The 16,197-nt window shown below is 73.8% G+C and carries 18 protein-coding genes, 1 tRNA gene and 1 pseudogene; 8 read left to right on the plus strand and 12 right to left on the minus strand.

Annotation, left to right across the window (positions count from 1 at the left end; genetic code table 11):
- Window positions 1-11 precede the first annotated feature (11 nt).
- The 3 genes from K329_RS0111240 to K329_RS0111250 are packed head-to-tail and all read right to left on the minus strand — an operon-like array spanning window position 12 to window position 2,147.
- Window positions 12-803, minus strand: coding sequence for an SCO1664 family protein (locus K329_RS0111240; RefSeq protein ID WP_245596524.1), 792 nt, complete (start codon window positions 801-803; stop codon window positions 12-14).
- Window positions 800-1,378 carry a DUF3090 family protein gene (locus K329_RS0111245; protein WP_028473118.1) on the minus strand — a complete coding sequence of 193 codons (579 nt, stop codon included), beginning with the start codon at window positions 1,376-1,378 and terminating at the stop codon, window positions 800-802. The genes K329_RS0111240 and K329_RS0111245 overlap by 4 nt, the downstream gene beginning before the upstream one ends.
- Before the next feature lie 10 nt (window positions 1,379-1,388).
- Window positions 1,389-2,147 carry an MSMEG_4193 family putative phosphomutase gene (locus K329_RS0111250; RefSeq protein WP_028473119.1) on the minus strand — a complete coding sequence of 253 codons (759 nt, stop codon included), beginning with the start codon at window positions 2,145-2,147 and terminating at the stop codon, window positions 1,389-1,391.
- A gap of 73 nt (window positions 2,148-2,220) precedes the next feature.
- Here K329_RS0111250 and K329_RS0111255 point away from each other — a divergent pair, with 73 nt between their 5' ends.
- On the plus strand, window positions 2,221-3,198 hold the full coding sequence (locus tag K329_RS0111255) for a magnesium and cobalt transport protein CorA (protein ID WP_028473120.1): 978 nt from the start codon (window positions 2,221-2,223) through the stop codon (window positions 3,196-3,198).
- Window positions 3,199-3,257: 59 nt separating this feature from the next.
- Here the strand turns inward: K329_RS0111255 and K329_RS0111260 are convergent, their stop codons facing one another.
- Complete coding sequence (locus K329_RS0111260) at window positions 3,258-4,082, minus strand: undecaprenyl-diphosphate phosphatase (RefSeq protein ID WP_028473121.1); 825 nt, start codon at window positions 4,080-4,082, stop codon at window positions 3,258-3,260.
- Window positions 4,083-4,210: 128 nt separating this feature from the next.
- Between K329_RS0111260 and K329_RS0111265 the strand changes: the two genes are divergently transcribed.
- Window positions 4,211-5,170 (plus strand): aldo/keto reductase, encoded by a 960-nt coding sequence (locus tag K329_RS0111265; protein ID WP_028473122.1) that lies wholly within the window; start codon window positions 4,211-4,213, stop codon window positions 5,168-5,170.
- A 110-nt stretch (window positions 5,171-5,280) separates the two neighbouring features.
- A complete protein-coding gene (locus tag K329_RS0111270) occupies window positions 5,281-5,505 on the plus strand; it encodes a DUF5703 family protein (RefSeq protein ID WP_043643034.1) in 225 nt (74 codons plus the stop codon).
- A 69-nt stretch (window positions 5,506-5,574) separates the two neighbouring features.
- Here K329_RS0111270 and K329_RS0111275 read toward each other — a convergent pair whose 3' ends face one another.
- Window positions 5,575-6,906 (minus strand): M20/M25/M40 family metallo-hydrolase, encoded by a 1,332-nt coding sequence (locus K329_RS0111275; protein ID WP_028473124.1) that lies wholly within the window; start codon window positions 6,904-6,906, stop codon window positions 5,575-5,577.
- 103 nt (window positions 6,907-7,009) lie between these two features.
- Between K329_RS0111275 and K329_RS0111280 the strand changes: the two genes are divergently transcribed.
- Complete coding sequence (locus K329_RS0111280; protein WP_028473125.1) at window positions 7,010-7,987, plus strand: SPFH domain-containing protein; 978 nt, start codon at window positions 7,010-7,012, stop codon at window positions 7,985-7,987.
- A gap of 34 nt (window positions 7,988-8,021) precedes the next feature.
- Window positions 8,022-8,252 carry a type II toxin-antitoxin system antitoxin gene (locus K329_RS0111285; RefSeq protein ID WP_028473126.1) on the plus strand — a complete coding sequence of 77 codons (231 nt, stop codon included), beginning with the start codon at window positions 8,022-8,024 and terminating at the stop codon, window positions 8,250-8,252.
- A gap of 7 nt (window positions 8,253-8,259) precedes the next feature.
- Here K329_RS0111285 and K329_RS0111290 read toward each other — a convergent pair whose 3' ends face one another.
- The gene (locus tag K329_RS0111290; RefSeq protein WP_028473127.1) at window positions 8,260-8,877 is read right to left on the minus strand and encodes a TetR/AcrR family transcriptional regulator; all 618 of its coding nucleotides are present in this window, start codon (window positions 8,875-8,877) and stop codon (window positions 8,260-8,262) included.
- A gap of 24 nt (window positions 8,878-8,901) precedes the next feature.
- Here K329_RS0111290 and K329_RS32095 point away from each other — a divergent pair.
- Window positions 8,902-10,047: pseudogene (locus K329_RS32095) on the plus strand (MFS transporter); the annotation flags it as partial.
- Window positions 10,048-10,144: 97 nt separating this feature from the next.
- Here the strand turns inward: K329_RS32095 and K329_RS0111305 are convergent.
- The 3 genes from K329_RS0111305 to K329_RS0111315 all read right to left on the minus strand — a co-directional run bounded on the left by K329_RS0111305 (window position 10,145) and on the right by K329_RS0111315 (window position 11,735).
- A tRNA-Leu gene (locus K329_RS0111305) sits at window positions 10,145-10,230 on the minus strand.
- Between the two features lie 114 nt (window positions 10,231-10,344).
- A complete protein-coding gene (locus K329_RS26240; protein WP_043643036.1) occupies window positions 10,345-11,091 on the minus strand; it encodes a hypothetical protein in 747 nt (248 codons plus the stop codon).
- Window positions 11,088-11,735, minus strand: a complete 648-nt coding sequence (locus K329_RS0111315; protein WP_043643039.1) for a SatD family protein — start codon at window positions 11,733-11,735, stop codon at window positions 11,088-11,090. The genes K329_RS26240 and K329_RS0111315 overlap by 4 nt, the downstream gene beginning before the upstream one ends.
- Before the next feature lie 92 nt (window positions 11,736-11,827).
- Between K329_RS0111315 and K329_RS0111320 the strand changes: the two genes are divergently transcribed.
- Window positions 11,828-12,424: a LysR substrate-binding domain-containing protein gene (locus K329_RS0111320; protein WP_043643041.1), complete on the plus strand. Its 597-nt coding sequence runs from the start codon at window positions 11,828-11,830 to the stop codon at window positions 12,422-12,424.
- A 146-nt stretch (window positions 12,425-12,570) separates the two neighbouring features.
- Entirely contained in the window at window positions 12,571-14,403 is a 1,833-nt protein-coding gene (locus K329_RS26245; protein ID WP_245596525.1) for a BCCT family transporter, read from the plus strand.
- 30 nt (window positions 14,404-14,433) lie between these two features.
- Here the strand turns inward: K329_RS26245 and K329_RS0111330 are convergent, their stop codons facing one another.
- The 3 genes from K329_RS0111330 to K329_RS26250 are packed head-to-tail and all read right to left on the minus strand — an operon-like array spanning window position 14,434 to window position 16,192.
- A complete protein-coding gene (locus K329_RS0111330) occupies window positions 14,434-14,730 on the minus strand; it encodes a muconolactone Delta-isomerase family protein (protein ID WP_028473132.1) in 297 nt (98 codons plus the stop codon).
- A complete protein-coding gene (locus K329_RS31255; protein WP_043643044.1) occupies window positions 14,727-15,713 on the minus strand; it encodes a LacI family DNA-binding transcriptional regulator in 987 nt (328 codons plus the stop codon). The genes K329_RS0111330 and K329_RS31255 overlap by 4 nt, the downstream gene beginning before the upstream one ends.
- A 17-nt stretch (window positions 15,714-15,730) precedes the next feature.
- Window positions 15,731-16,192, minus strand: a complete 462-nt coding sequence (locus K329_RS26250; RefSeq protein WP_169721588.1) for a VOC family protein — start codon at window positions 16,190-16,192, stop codon at window positions 15,731-15,733.
- Between the last annotated feature and the right edge of the window lie 5 nt (window positions 16,193-16,197).

The raw sequence follows: 16,197 nt of genomic DNA on the forward strand, positions 1-16,197 counted from the left end.
CAGCGGCAGCGTCAGAAGGGCGGCCAGGGGATGGCGGGCCACTCCCCCGACGGCGTCGGGAAGACGGGCTCCTCGAGCAGCCGCCGGCAGCGACGCAGGGTCGCCGCGACCTCGTCGACGCGCACGAGGTGGCTCAAGGACTCCCCCAGGTCGCCCTGCAGCGCCTCGACCAGGTCGGCGAGCCCTCCGATCTCGTCCTCGGCGAGCGGCTCCCCGGCCCAGCCCCACAGCACGGTGCGCAGCTTCGGCTCGTGGTGGAACGTCAGCCCGTGGTCGATCCCGTGGCGGTGGCCGCCCGGCATCTCGAGCACGTGGCCGCCCTTGCGGTCGGCGTTGTTGGCGACGAGGTCGAAGACGGCCATCCTCCGCAGCACCGGTGTGTCCTCGTGGATGAGCGCGACGGGCCGGTCCTCGGCGTCGAGGCCGTCGAACACGTGGCGCCAGCCGTCCGGCACCTCGTCACCGGGCACGATGTCGACCGCAGCCTGCTCGGCGTCGACCTCGCACCACGCCTGCACCATGCCGGGACCGTGCGGCCCCTCGCGCAGCACCGTGGTCGGCACGACGTCCCACCCCAGGGCGGCCGACAGCTCGTACGCCGCCACCTCGCGGCCCGCGAGGCTGTGGTCGGGGAAGTCCCAGAGCGGCTTCTCGCCGCGCACGGGCTTGTAGACGACCCGCAGGTCGCCGATCTCGCCGACGAAGGTGGCGTTGGACGCCGGCATCACGCGGCCGTGCAGCGTCAGGTCGCCCTCGACCAGGGCGGCCGGCGGCGGCAGGGGCGGGCGGGAGTCCTCGCTCACGGGTCGCGGCGGCGGAAGCCGTTGGCGCGGACGCAGAGGTGCCCGTCGGGGTCGATCGGCTGGGCGCAGAACGGGCAGGTGGGCCGGCCCGCCTCGACGACGCTGAGCGCACGCTTCACGAACGCCCGGGCGCTGCCCGCCGTGAGACGGACGACGAAGACCTCCTCGGGCTCCGGCTCGTCGATCTCCTCCTCCGGCTGCCCGGGCTGCACGACCGAGGCCTCGGTGAACGGGAAGACCTCGATGACGACGCGGTCGTCGGCGGGGTCCCACGACAGCGTCATGGTGCCGGCGCGGAACTCCTCCTCGATGGGCTGCTCGAGCGGCGCGACGTCCTCGAGGTCGAGGGGCGCCAGGGCCGGGACGATCTCGGTGTGCTGGTCGCTCTCCATCACCTCGTCGAGCAGCTCGTCGACCCGCTCGGAGAGCGCGACCACCTGCTGCTTCTCGACGGCCACGGTGACGATGCGGACGCCCTCGCGCGCCTGGAGGAAGAACGTGCGGGCGCCCGGCTCGCCGACGGTGCCCACGACGAAGCGGTCCGGCGGGTCGAAGCGGTGCACCAAGGGAGGCATGCGGAACAGCCTAGGGGGAGGGCGGAACCGCGGCCGGGACGGGCACGCCGGGCCCGGCTCCCCCACCCACGGCCGCGTCGTCCTCGGCGCCGGCGGACGCCGCGGCGTCCGCCGCCGGCGGCGGCGGGATGAGCCACGTCAGGTCGCCGGCGTGGGAGTTGGACTGCAGCACCGTCGGGCGCGCGTCGCCGTACCGCACGATCGTCAGCGACGCGGGGTCGGCGTGGAGGCGCTGGAAGAGGTCGAGGTGCATGCCGAGGGCGTCGGCCAGCACCGCCTTGACGATGTCGCCGTGGGTGACGGCGAGCCAGACCGCCCCGGGCCCGTGGTCGGCGGCGATCTGCTGGTCGCGGCGCCGTACGGCGTCGACGGCGCGCTGCTGCATCGCGCGCAGCGACTCGCCCCCGGGGAACTCGGCGGCCGACGGCTGGCGCTGCACGACCTTCCACAGGTCCTCGCCGGCGAGGTCCTTCAGCGCCCGGCCCTGCCACTCGCCGTAGTCGCACTCGGCGAGGCCGTCGTCGGTGAGGAGCGCGGGCTCCTCCCGCGAGGCACCGATCGCGCGCACGACGTACCCGGCCGTCTGCTGGCAGCGCTCCTGCGGGCTCGAGACGAGGGCGGCGAGCGGCAGCACCGCGAGCCGGGCGGCGGCGGTCTCCGCCTGCTGCTCGCCGGTGGCGTCGAGCCTGGTGCCGGGCAACCGGCCGGCCAGCACGCCGGAGGCGTTGGCGGTGGTGCGGCCGTGCCGCAGGAGGATGACGGTGGGCATGTCGCGAGCCTAGGGCGTGGCTCCCCAGCGGGGCGTGTTCCGCCCGCGCGCCCGAGGGCCTAGCGTGCCCGACGTGATCGTCGACAACGCCCTCTACCGCGACGGCTCGCGGGTCGCGACCGACCTCCCGGCCCACGACGTCGCGGGCCTGCTCGCCCGCCGCGAGCCCGGCGACTTCGTGTGGCTCGGCCTGCACGAGCCCTCGGCCGAGGAGATGCGCGCGGTCGCGGACCAGTTCTCCCTGCACCCCCTCGCCGTGGAGGACGCGGTCACCGCCCACCAGCGACCCAAGCTCGACCGCTACGACGACCAGCTCTTCGTCGTGCTGAAGACGCTCTGGTACGTCGACGAGGACGACGCGGTGGAGACGGGCGAGATCGACGTCTTCGTCGGCGCCGACTTCGTCGTCTGCGTGCGCCACGGGCAGGGCCACGACGTTCGCACCGTGCGGCTCGCCCTCGAGGCCCGGGCGTCGGTGCTCAGCCACGGCCCCTCCGCCGTGCTCTACGTGCTCTGCGACAGCGTGGTCGACGCCTACGGCCGCGTCGGCGACGAGCTGCAGGTCGACGTCGACGAGGTCGAGGGCTCGGTGTTCTCGCCCGAGCGCACCAACGACAGCGAGCGGATCTACACGCTGAAGCGCGAGCTGGCCGAGGTACGGCGGGCCGTGCTGCCGCTGCGGGAGCCGGTGCGCCGGATGGCCGCGGGCGAGGTGTACGGCGTCTCGGGCGACACCGCGCCGTACTTCCGCGACGTCTGCGACCACCTCGAGCGGGTCGCGGAGGTGGTGGACGGCCTGGAGTCGCTGCTGGCCGCCGCGTTCGAGGCCCACCTCGCCCGCATCCAGGTGCAGCAGAACGAGGACATGCGCAAGATCTCCGCCGGGGTCGCCCTGGTGGCCGGACCCACCCTCATCGCGGGCGTGTACGGCATGAACTTCGACCACATGCCGGAGCTGCACTGGACGTTCGGCTACCCGCTCGCGCTGCTGCTGATGGCGGTGCTGTCGTTCGGGCTCTACCGCTCGTTCAAGCGCTCCGGCTGGCTGTAGGCCATCGGCCCGACCGACCGGCCGGCCGGGCAGGCGGGCGGGCGTGCCGAGGGCGGCGATCAGGCGCTGAGCACGCCGGCGGCCAGCAGCGCCATCACGCCGGCGCCGAGCACGATCCGGTAGCCGACGAACGGCAGGAACGAGCGCGTCGAGATGTAGCGCAGGAGCCAGGCGATGGCGGCGTAGCCCACGAAGAACGCGACGACGGTCGCGACGATGGTGGGGCCCCAGCCGTACGGGTTGTCGCTGCCCGGCACGTCCTTCAGCTTGTAGACGCCGGCACCGACGACGGCCGGGATGGCCAGCAGGAACGCGTAGCGCGCCGTCACCTCCCGCTCGTAGCCCAGCGCCCGGCCCATCGAGATCGTGGCGCCCGAGCGCGAGACGCCCGGCACGAGGGCCGCCGCCTGGGCCACGCCCATGAGCACGGCGTCGCGCACGGTGAGGTCCTTCAGCGTGCGCTCCTTGCCGCCGTAGTGGTCGGCGAGGCCGAGCACGATGCCCATGACGATCAGCATCGTCGCGACGATCCAGAGGCTGCGGAGCGCGGAGTCGATCGCGTCCTCGAAGGCCAGGCCGAGCAGCACGATCGGCAGCGAGCCGATGATGATGAACCAGCCCATCCGCGAGTCGAGGTGGCCGCGCAGCTCGGGCTGGAACAGCGACCGGGTCCACGAGCTGCCGATGCGCCAGATGTCCTTGCGGAAGTAGAGGAGCACCGCGATCTCGGTGCCGATCTGCGTCACCGCGGTGAACGCGGCGCCCGGGTCGCCCCAGCCGAAGAGCTCCGGGAAGATGCGCAGGTGGGCGCTGCTCGAGATCGGGAGGAACTCGGTCAGGCCCTGGATGATGCCGAGGACGACGGCCTCGAGGTAGTCCCACACGTCGCAGGAGCCTACGGCCCCGGCGCCCCGTCACGGCCCGTGGGCGCGCGGGGGCGGTGTGCGTCACGTCACCGGCCCCGGCGGGTCGCCGCCGCCCGGGAGCCTCGGGCGTCGGTAGGTTGGCCCGCATGCAGCAGCGATCGGTCGGCACGACGGGCCTCCGGGTCTCGCGCCTGGGCCTGGGCACCATGACCTGGGGCCGCGACACCGACGAGCACGAGGCCCGCGACCAGCTGGTCGCGTTCACCGGGGCCGGCGGCACGCTCGTCGACACGGCCGCGGCGTACGGGAACGGCCTCTCGGAGGAGCTCATCGGCTCCCTGCTCGGCGACGTCGTCGCCCGCGACGACGTGGTGCTCGCGACCAAGGCCGGACTGGGCCAGCGCCGCGGCGCCGGCCGCGGCGACAACCGCGACACCTCCCGCGGGGCGCTGCTCCGCACCCTCGACGCCTCCCTGAAGCGCCTCGGCACCGACCACGTCGACCTCTGGCAGGTGCACGTGTGGTCCGACCGGGCGCCGCTCGAGGAGACGCTCTCGGCCCTCGACCAGGCCGTCACCTCGGGGCGCGCGGCGTACGTCGGCGTCTCGAACTACACCGGGTGGCAGACCGCCCAGGCCGCCACCTGGCAGCGCGCCGTGCCGGGCCGGGCCCCGCTCGCCTCCACCCAGGTGGAGTACTCGCTGGTCAACCGAGGGATCGAGGCGGAGGTGGCGCCGGCCGCCGACGCACTCGGTCTGGGTGTGCTCCCCTGGTCGCCGCTGGGGCGCGGGGTGCTCACCGGCAAGTACCGCTCGGGCACGCCCTCGGACTCGCGGGCGGCCTCGTCGCACTTCTCGTCGTTCGTCGAGGCCTACCTCGACGACCGCGGCCGCGGCATCGTGGAGGCCGTCGCCAAGGCCGCGGACGGCCTCGGCTGGACGCCCGCCGAGGTGGCGCTGGTGTGGGTGCGCGACCGGCCGGGCGTCACCGCCCCGATCGTCGGGGCCCGGACGGCCGCCCAGCTGCGCGGGCTGCTCGGCGTGGAGGACAAGGCGCTCCCCCACGAGCTCGTCGACGCCCTCGACGACGTCTCGGCCCTCGACTAGCCGACCCACCGCCTTGGCCCGGCGACGCACAATCGACCCGCACCGCTGAGCACCACCCGCTGAGCACCACCCGCTGAGCACCACCCGGACACGCGACGGAGGTACGTGGCATGGACCGTTCCCGCACAGCTCTCTCCCGCGGCGTGGAGTGGGAGTTCCACCACGTCACGCTGCACCGCGACCTCTCGCGCAACGCGGTGCGCCAGCTGCTCGTCGAGATGGCCGAGCACGGCGGCTGGGAGCTCGACCGCGTGCGCATCGCGACCGACGGCGTGCGGCGCATCGTCGTACGCCGCAAGATCATCCGGCAGCGCGCGACCCTCTGGGCGAGCTGACCCTCCCGACCGGCCTGGTCTGCCTGGCCGCCGGGCCAGGCAGACCGTCCGGGCTGCCGGTCCGGGGGCTCAGGCCTCGCCGAGGAAACGGTCGAACACCCGCGCGCCGAACTCGAGCGCGTCGACCGGCACCCGCTCGTCGACGCCGTGGAACAGCGCCGTGAAGTCGAGGTCGGCGGGCAGCCGCAGCGGCGCGAACCCGTAGGAGCGCATGTCGAGCTGGCGGAAGTGCTTGGCGTCGGTGCCGCCGCTCATCAGGTACGGCGCCACGACTGCGCCCGGGTCCTCCGCGAGGAGCGAGCGCGTCATCACGTCGACGAGGCGCCCGTCGTACGGCGTCTCCCACGGCTGCTGGTGGCTGACGAAGTCGATCTCCACGTTCTCGCCCGTCAGCTCGGCCAGCGTCGCGAAGAACTCGTCCTCGTAGCCCGGCAGGAAGCGGCCGTCGACGTGCGCGGTCGCCTCGGTCGGCACCACGTTGACCTTGTAGCCGGCGCTCAGCATCGTCGGGTTCGTCGAGTTGCGGATGACGTTGCCGAGCATGCGCGCGGCCCCGCCGAACTCCTCGACGAGCTCGGGGGCGTTCTCGGGGGTGGCCGGGACGCCGGCGATCTCGCCGACGGTGGCGAGCAGCACCTCCATGGTCGGCGTCAGCCGCACCGGCCACTCGTAGGCGCCGATGCGGGCGACCGCGGCGGCGAGGTCGGTGACGGCGTTCTCGGGGTTCACCATCGAGCCGTGACCGGCCCGGCCGCGGGCCGTGAGCCGCATCCAGGCCATGCCCTTCTCGGCCGCCTCGATGAGGTAGACCCGCTGGCCCCGGACGGTGGCGCTGAACCCGCCCACCTCGCCGATCGCCTCGGTGCAGTCGGCGATCTCGTCGGGGTGCTCCTCGACGAGCACCTGCGCGCCCTTGTGGCCGCCGGCCTCCTCGTCGGCCGTGAAGGCCATGACGATCGGACGGTCGGGCACGTGGCCGGCGCGCGCCCGGGCGCGGACGACCGAGAGCAGCATCGCGTCGAAGTCCTTCATGTCGACCGCGCCGCGACCCCAGACGTAGCCGTCCTGGATCTCGCCGGAGAACGGGTCCACCTGCCAGTCCTCGGCGGCGGCGGGCACGACGTCGAGGTGGCCGTGCACGAGCAGCGGGTCGCCCTCCGAGCCGCCCCAGCGCGCCACGAGCGACGTACGACCCGGCGTGGACTCGTAGAGCCGCGACTCGATGCCGACCTCGTCGAGCAGCGTCGCGACGTACTCCGCGGCCTTGCGCTCGCCGGGTCCGGAGTCGTCCCCGTAGTTCGAGGTGTCGATGCGGATGAGCTCACGACACAGCTCCACGACCTCCGCGGCGGGGTCGTAGGACGGCGTTCCGGCTCCCGAGGTGCTGGTCTCGTCGCTCATGCCGGTCATCCTGACAGACGAGGTCGTGCCACCCGGGAGTGATATCACTCTGATATGTTCTTCGGACCTGGGCGGAGGGCGCCCGCGACGGAGGGAGCAGCACATGACCGACGACAGCCCGAACGAGGGCTTCGGCCCCACCCTGGCGGGCACGCCGACGCGGGTGGACATCTCGGAGCGCGACGCCTTCGCCACGGGAGGCTGGGCGATCCTGCTGCTGACCGTGCTGCTGCTGCTCGGCGGGGCCGCAGGGATCGTCGTGGGCGCGGTGGAGGGCGACAGCGCGGGAGGCAGCGGCGCTCTCGCCGGCACGCTCGTCGCCGCCGGGGTCGCGCTCGTGCTGACCGGCGCGGTCCTCCTCACCGGCTTCGCGATCATCCGTCCGGGCGAGACCCGCGTCGTCACGTTCTTCGGCACCTACATGGGCACCATCCGCCGCACCGGGCTGTCGTGGACCGTGCCCCTCTCGGCCCGGCGCCAGGTGCCCGTGCGGGTGCTCAACTTCGAGACCGAGCGCCTCAAGGTCAACGAGCGCACCGGCTCGCCCGTCGTCGTCTCCGCGATCGTGGTGTGGCAGGTGGCCGACACCGCGAAGGCCGTGTTCGCGGTCGACGACTACGACGAGTTCATCCGCACCCAGGCCGAGTCGGCCCTGCGGCACGTCGTGGCGTCCCACCCGTACGACCAGCAGACGGCCCGCTCCGAGGGCGAGGACACGACCCAGGTCACGCTGCGGGAGGACGGCGGCAAGGTGTCGGTCGAGCTGGCGTCCGAGGTGGGCGAGCGCGTCGTGATCGCCGGGCTCGAAGTCGTCGAGGTGCGGCTCTCGAACCTCTCCTACGCGCCCGAGATCGCCAGCGCGATGCTGCAGCGCCAGCAGGCCCAGGCCGTGCTCGACGCCCGCGAGGTCATGATCCTCGGCGCGGTCGGGCTCGTGACCGACGCGCTGGACCAGCTGGGCGAGCAGGGCACCCTCGAGCTCGACCCGGAGCGTCGCGCGGCCATGACGTCGAACCTCATGACGGTGCTCGTCGGCGGCAGCGCCCAGCCGGTCGTCAACGTCGGCTCGCTCTACAGCTGAGCCGGGTCGGACCCCGAGGACCGGAGGGACGTCGATGCCACGCGGAGTGCCCGGACGGCCGGAGCGGAAGCAGATCCCGCTCCGGCTCAACCCGGCCGTCGCCGACGCCGTACGACGGTGGGCCGACGACGAGATGCGCTCGGTGAACGCCCAGATCGAGATGCTGCTGCGCGAGTCGCTGGCCCGGGCGGGGCGCCTGCCCCGGGGCGGGAGCGGCGAACCGACGCAGCCCGAGGACCCCGACCTGCCCGACACGACGCCCTGAGGACGCCTCAGCCGCGTCCGGTCGACCCGGCGACCGCCTGGTCGACCAGCGCCTCGGCGACGGATCGCGCCACGCGGGTGTCGGCCACCGGCGACGGGACCGGGGCGCGCAGCCGCATGGCGAGGTCGCCCGAGACGACGAGCAGCAGCCGCTCGGCGAGGTCGCCCGCGGCGCGGTCGCGTGCGCGACCCTCGCCCCCCACGACGAGCGAGGCGAGCTCCCGGAGCCGGGAGCGCAGCGTGTCCGTGTCGAGCCGGACCGCGGCCGCGACCTCGTCGGGCGGGTCGACGTACTCGGCGGCCGTGGCGAGGAAGGCGCACCACCGCGCGCCCTCGGGGCGACCGCGGAAGTCGTCGAGGGCGTCGAACACGGCCAGCAGCCGGCCGCGGTCGTGCGGGGCCCGCTCGACCGCCGCCTCCCAGGTCGCGAGCCACCCTCGGTGCCGACGCCCCAGCGCGGCGGCGACGAGCGCCTCCTTGCTGGGGTACGCCCGGTAGAGCGTGGCGGTCGAGACGCCGGCCCGCGCGAGGATCTCGTCCACGGGCGTCGCGGCGATGCCGCGGGTGAACAGCAGCGCCTCCGCCGCGTCGAGCAGCTTCTCCTCGGTGCTCGCGCGCACAGCCATGACCCACACCCTAGACTCACCAAAGTGAAACGACCGTTTTCGTTACCTCTTCCGACGGACGCCCTGCTCGTCGGTCTCGGCACCGGCCTCGTCGCCGGTACCTACGGGCTGGTGCGCCTGGCGTTCGGGCTGCTGCTGCCCGACATGCAGGCGTCGCTCGGGCTCGACGACCGCACCGCCGGCTACATCTCCTCGGGTGCCTCGCTGGCCTACTGCGTCGGCGCCGCCCTCGGCCTGGGTGCCGCCCGGCACCCCCGCCTGGTGGTGGTCGGTGCGGCCGCGACGGCCTGCGGCGGGGCCGCCGGGATGGCGCTCGCCCCGGACGTCGCCACCTTCGCGCCGCTCGCGGTGCTGAGCTCGGTCGGCGCGGGCCTCGCCTCCCCCGGTCTCGTCGCCGTCGTGGCGCGCAACGTGCCCGTCGTACGGCGCGATCGCGCCCAGGCGGTGGTCAACACGGGGACGGGCGTCGGCCTCGTGGCGGCCGGCGCCCTCGCGCTCGTCCTCCTGCCCGACTGGCGGCTCGTCTGGGCACTGGCAGCGGTCGTCACGGCCGCAGCGGCCACCGGCGTGCTGCTCCTCGACCGTCCGTCGGGGGGCGCGAGCCCCGAGCCCGACGGCGCCGACGGCGCCGACGGCGCGGACGGCACAGCCGTGGCGGCCGGGCCGTGGCTCCGGGCCCACACGGCGCCCTTCGTGCTCGCGGTCCTGCTGGGCACCGCGTCGGCCGTGGTCTGGACGTACGGCCGCAGCCACCTCGTCGCCGCCGGCGCCAGCCAGGTCGGGTCCGTCGTGGCGTGGATCGCCCTCGGCGCGGGCGGAGCCGCAGCGATCGCGACGGTGTGTCCGCTCAGCGCCCTGCCGGCCGCCCGCGCGTGGTCGGTGACCGTCGGAGCGGTGGCCGGGGGCATCCTGCTGCTCCGAGCCGCGCCCGACCACCTCGTCGTCGCTCTGGCCGCCTGTGCGGTCTTCGGGTGGGGCTTCACGGCGGCCACGTCGGCCCTCATCGCCTGGGCCACCGAGATCGACGCGGCGCGGGCCGCGGGCGGCACCTCGGTCCTCTTCGTCGCACTCGTGCTCGGCCAGGCCGTCGGCTCGTCCGCGGCCGGCGTCGTCGCCGACCGGTGGGGCCTGACGAGCGCCTTCGTGCTCGCCGCGGCCGTCGCCGTGCTGGCGGCGGTCCTGCCGTGCGTGCCGGACCTCGCCGGTGGACGGTCGACGGACGGTCGGGAAACGCGAAAGGCCCCGCCGGAGCGGGGCCTTCCATCTGTGTCCGAGGGGGGACTTGAACCCCCACGCCCTAATACGGGCACTAGCACCTCAAGCTAGCGCGTCTGCCAATTCCGCCACCCGGACAGGTGCGTCGATCGCGTGGAGAACGTTAGCAGCACGGTCGCCGATCCGTGACATCGGCCTGTCGCGCCGGACGCGCGCCGCGTACTTCACTCCCCCGCTGAAGTACGCGCGACTTCAGGAGAGCCCTGAAGCGAGCGCGACCCCGCCCAGCGCCACCAGCCAGCTGGCGAAGCTGCCGACCAGGAAGTACTCCGTCACGTCGCTCGCGCCGCGGACCGGGGAGCTGCCACCGCCCGAGGAGCGCAGCTCGGGAAACCGGAGCAGGGCCTTCGCTGCGACGACCAGCGCGGCGCCGGTCAGGGAGCCCGCGAGCCCGAACCCCACGATCACCAGTCGCTCCATCGGCCCGAGCACCCGGCCGCCCTTGAGCTGCTTCTCGTTGTCGGCCGCCGGCACCCCGACCAGGTCGAGGAGCAGCCGGATGGCCACGTTGGCCGTCGACAGCTGCACCAGCAGCACGCCGGCGACGAGCACCAGGGCGTCGAGGGTGACGTCGCCCAGCGCGCTGCGCTCCACCAGCCCCTCGACGCCGGCGGGCGATCCCGCCCGCTCGTCGACGAGGACGAAGCCGAGCACGCCGAGCAGCAGCGACCCGTAGGCCGCGGCCACCACGCCGCCGCGCGTCGTACCCGGCCCGAGCGCCGAGCTGGAGGCGACGACCCAGCCGACGAAGCCCACCGCGCCCAGGCCCCACGCCACCGCGCCGACCCCCTCGGGCTGCGAGGCCACCGACGCGACCGCGACGAGCCCGAGGCCCGCACCGACGAGGGTGAAGCGCCGCCGCAGGGACGTCAGGTCGCGGGCCGCACGGAAGAGGTCGCAGAGGCCGATGACGAGCAGCCAGCACCCGAGGCCGGTCACGGGGCCGCCTCGTCCGAGAGTCGCGTGAGCATGGCCTGAGCATCACGCACGGCACCGACACCGCGGGCGAACTGCTGGGAGACCGCCGACTCGGTGACCCCCAGCGCGGCCGCGATCTCCCGTTGGGTGGCGCCCTCCAGCGCCGCGAGGAGCATCTGCTGCGCGCGTGGGCTCAACCGGTCGACGAGCTGGTCGCGGCAGAGCAGGAAGGCGTTGACGAGGGGGGCCGACGGCGCGGACGGCTCGTCGGCGGCGTGGCGTACGTCGTACCAGCCGCGACGCGCGCGTGCGGACGGCCGACCGAGCTCGTCGATCGCCGCCCGCGCGGACCACCACGCGGGGCCGTCCTGGAGGCGCGGCGCACGGGTGTCGTCGTACACCTCGCGCGACCCCGCCCCGAGCCCGAAGCGCGCGTCCCCGCCGAGGCCGAGCAGCACGAGCCGGACGACGAGCGTCGCGGTCGTCGCGGTCGCGAGGTCGGCGTAGACGCCCTGGAACTCGTCGCCCACCGTGGCCTCGAGACCGTCCAGCGACGGCACCAGGTCGTCCGCCCGGGCGAGGGCGACGGTGACGGCGTCCTGGGCGTCGCGGCGCGAGGCGGCCGACCGTGAGCCCACGAGGTCGCCGATCAGCGTGTAGACCATGACTTCAGCATATGCCTGAAGTAGGCAGAAATGAAGCGTGAGGCTTAATCAGTGATTGCGCAGCGCCGACGGCCGTGTGGTCTGCTGACCCCGTGCAGACCGTCTTCCGCCTCGGATTCGTCACCGGCGCCACCCCCGACAAGTGGGCCGCCCGCTGGCGCGAGCGCCACCCCCGGGAGCGCCTCGAGCTCGTCCCCGTCCAGCAGGCCGACCAGGAGCGCGCGCTGCGCGCCGGCGAGGTCGACATGTGCCTCGTCCGGCTCCCCGTCACGACCGACGGTCTCCACGTGGTGCGCCTGTACGACGAGCAGCCCGTCGTCGTCGTGTCGACCGACCACGTCGTGAGCGCCGTCGACGAGGTCGAGCTCGCCGACCTGGCCGACGAGCAGCTCGTGGTCGACCCCCGGCGCGTCCCGGGCTGGACCGACGTCGCCCGCACCGAGCGCCTGGCCTGGCCCGCGATGAGCGACGAGGAGGCCATCGAGGTGGCCGCCAGCGGCGCGGGCATCGCGGTCGTCCCCCTCTCCGTCGCGCGCCTGCACCACCGCAAGGACGCCGTGCACCGACCCGTCACCGACCTGCCCGAGACCACGGTGGCGCTCGCGTGGCTCGTGGAGAACGACGGCGAGCGCACGCAGGAGATGGTGGGCATCACGCGCGGACGCACGTCGCGCAGCAGCCGCGGCTGACTCCAGGGAGCGTGGCCCGACCCGCGGGCGGATGTGAGCGACGGAACGATAGTTGCCAAATACATCCGCCTGCGGCACTGTCGACAGGTCCGGCCCTCCCGTGGGTCGCACCTCCCATGCAGTGGAACAGTCGTCGAAAGGACCACGTGACCGACACGAAGCCAGCACCGAACCGCGCCCACGACCTGCCCGAGGACACGGGCGGCCACCCGGCCCTCGACATCCCGCCGGCCGTCGAGCAGCGGCCACCGACGTCGCGCATCGACCCGGTCGTCTTCGGTGTCACGGCCGCGTTCGCGGTCGGGTTCGTCGTCTGGGGCTTCGTCAGCACCGACTCGCTCTCCACGGCGTCGGAGAACGCCCTCACCTGGATCGTCGCCAACCTCGGCTGGCTCTTCGTGCTGGCCACCTCGGGCTTCGTGGTCTTCGTCATCTGGCTGGCGTTGAGCCGCTACGGCTCCATCCCGCTCGGCCGCGACGACGAGAAGCCCGAGTTCACGACGGTGTCGTGGATCGCCATGATGTTCAGCGCCGGGATGGGCATCGGACTCATGTTCTACGGCGTGAGCGAGCCCGTCTCCCACTTCACGACCGCGCCGCCCGGCACGGGTGAGGCCGGCGACCAGAAGACCGCGCTCGCCACGACGATGTTCCACTGGGGCCTCCACCCGTGGGCGATCTACGCGGTGCTCGGCCTCGCCGTCGCGTACGGCGTCTACCGCAAGGGCCGCCTCCAGCTCGTCAGCGCCGCATTCGAGTCGATCCTCGGCCGCCGCGCGCACGGCCCCCTCGGGCGCGTCATCGACATCCTCGCGATCTTCGCGACCCTGTTCGGCTCCGCCGCGTCGCTCGGGCTCGGCGCCCTCCAGATCCGCAGCGGCCTGCAGATCGTCGCCGGGCTCGGTGACGTCGGCAACGCGGCGCTGATCGTCATCATCGCCGTGCTCACCGCGGCCTTCATCGCGTCGGCGGTGTCCGGCATCGCCCGCGGCATCCAGTGGCTCGCGAACATCAACATGGTGCTGGCGATCTCGCTCGCGGCGTTCGTCTTCGTCGTCGGCCCGACCGTCTTCATCCTCGACCTCATCCCCAACACGCTCGGCACCTACGTGCAGGACATGGCGAACATGTCGGCCCGGGCCCCCTCCGACGGGGCCGAGGCCGAGGGCTGGCTCGCCGACTGGACCGTCTTCTACTGGGCCTGGTGGCTCTCGTGGACGCCGTTCGTGGGCCTGTTCATCGCCCGCATCTCCCGCGGCCGCACGATCCGCCAGTTCGTGGCCGGCGTGCTGCTCGTCCCGACGATGGTGAGCCTCGTCTGGTTCTGCATCTTCGGCGGTGCCGCCATCCGCCTGCAGGAGATGGGCACCGACATCGCCGGCGGTGAGCTGGAGTCGAAGCTCTTCACCACGCTCGACGCCTACCCCTGGGCGACCTTCACCAGCATCATCGTGATGCTGCTCGTGGCGATCTTCTTCGTCTCCGGCGCCGATGCCGCCTCGATCGTCATGGGCACGCTCTCGGAGCGGGGGGCCAGCGAGCCGCGCCGCCTCACCGTCGTCTTCTGGGGTGCCGCGACGGGCGCCGTCGCCGCGGTCATGCTGCTCGCCGGTGGTTCGAACGCCCTGCAGGGCCTGCAGAACATCACGATCGCCGCGTCGGTGCCGTTCGTGCTCGTCATGATCGCGCTCTGCGTGGCCCTCGTGAAGGACCTGCGCACCGACCCCCTCGTCGTCCGTCGCGAGTACGCCGTGCAGGCCGTCGAGCAGGCCGTCGTCGCCGGTGTGACGGAGCACGGCAACGACTTCGTGCTCTCGATCGAGGCGTCCGAGCCGGGCGAGGGTGCCGGCGACTACGGCAGCGCCAACACCGCCGTCGGAGCCGACGCGACGACCGTCGCGGCGCCGCCGGGCACGACCGCGACCGACGGGCGCACGCCCGGGCCCACGCCCCGCAAGGGCGCGGACGACCCGAGCTGACCGTCGACCTCTCGACCCCGGCCGGGTTCGCTACCGGCCGGGGTCGTTCGGGTGCTCCGACAGCGGTCGCACCCGTGCGCTGAGGTACGGCGCCAGCGGCAGCGACGCGATCGCAGCGTCGAGCGCCGCACGGTCGGCCGCACGCCAGAGGCCGACGTTGCGCCACCCCTCGCCCGCTGGCCGCCAGAGCCGCACGAGCACGCCCGCGTCCGCCAGCTCCGCCGCCCGGGCGCCCTCCGCACGGCGCAGGTCGTCGAGGCGGTCGGCCGGGACCTCGCCCACGACCTCGATCTCCACGAGGAACTCCGCCGTCGCGGGAGCGCTCACGCCACCGGTCCCGTCGAGTCGCGCAGCACGAGACCGATGGGGTCGGCGACCACCTCGGCCACCGGCTCGTCCGGGGCCAGCGTCGTGAGGAGCTCGATGCCCCGGGCCCCCAGCTCCCGCAGGGGCATCCGCACGGTCGTCAGGCGCGGCAGCACGTACTCGGCGATCTCGGCGTCGTGGATCGCGACGACCGAGGCCTCGTGCGGCACCGGCACCCCGACGTCGCGCAGGCCCTCGAGCACACCGATGCCCGACGGCAGGTTGCCCGCCACGACCCCGGTGACGCGCAGACCCCGTCGTACGGCGTCGGCCACCGCGGCCCGCCCGCCCGCGGCGGTGTAGTCGCCCGGCAGCTGCACGGCGGTCGCACCCGGCTGCGCGGCCACGGCCGCCTCGAACCCGGCCCAGCGCCGCCGGGCCGTGTCCGCGTCCTCCGGCCCCCCGACGAAGGCCAGGTCACGGTGACCGAGCTCCAGCAGGTGGCGCACCGCCTCCCCCGCCGCCTTCTCGTCGTCGAGCACGACGAACCGGTCGATGCCCGGCTCGCTGCGGTTCACGAGCAGGTAGGGCACCCTCAGATTGCGCAGCTCGACCGGCGACCCGCCGGCGACCAGCAGCCCGTCGACCCGGCCGCTGTCGAGCGCGGCGTACCACTCGGCGCGGTCCCAGCCCTCGCCGCTCGTCGTCATCATGACCGAGCCGTTGCGTGCCGCGGCGCTCTCCGCGCCGGCGATGATCTGGGCGTAGACCGGGTTGCTGAAGTTGGGGATCACGAGGCCGAACGCGCCCGCCTTCGACGAGCGCAGGCTGCGGGCGATCGCGTTGGGCCGGTAGCCCAGCTCGCGGGCCTGGTCGACGATGCGCTGACGCGTCTCGTCGAGCACCTTGACGTCGTGGCCGCGCAGCACGCGGGACACCAACGACACGTCGACCCCGGCGGCCCGGGCCACGTCGGCGAGCGTCACGCGGCTCGTGGCACCCACCTCCTCAGGTCCCCACGTCAGCCGCTGACCGGACGCGCGGGCGTCTGGACCAGCTCGAGGGTGATCTGGTCGGGGTCCAGAAAGTAGCAGGTGAACCCGCCCCGGTTGATGCCCTCCGTGATCGCCTGGGGAGGCGAGACGAACTCGACGCCGAGGTCGCGCAGGCGCTCGTAGGTGCCGACCGCGTCGTCCACCGCGAACGCGAGGTGGGCGGCGCCGGGGCGGTTGCGCATCGGGTCCGTCGGCGCGGCGCGGGGCGCGACGTACTCGACCAGCTCGAGGTCGTGGGTCGACACCCCGCGCGGCTGCCCCGGCACGGCGAGCTGCGCGATCCGCAGGCTCGCGTCGGGGAAGCCGACGAGCTCGCGGGTGTAGGCGTTGTCCTGCTCCTGGCGGTGCACGAGCTCGAGGCCGAGCACGTCGGAGTAGAACGCCACCGACGTGTCGAGGTCGGCCACCGTGAAGCTGAAGTGCCACACGCCGA

Origin of the sequence: Nocardioides alkalitolerans DSM 16699, assembly GCF_000426525.1 — a bacterium.
GTDB lineage: Bacteria > Actinomycetota > Actinomycetes > Propionibacteriales > Nocardioidaceae > Nocardioides > Nocardioides alkalitolerans.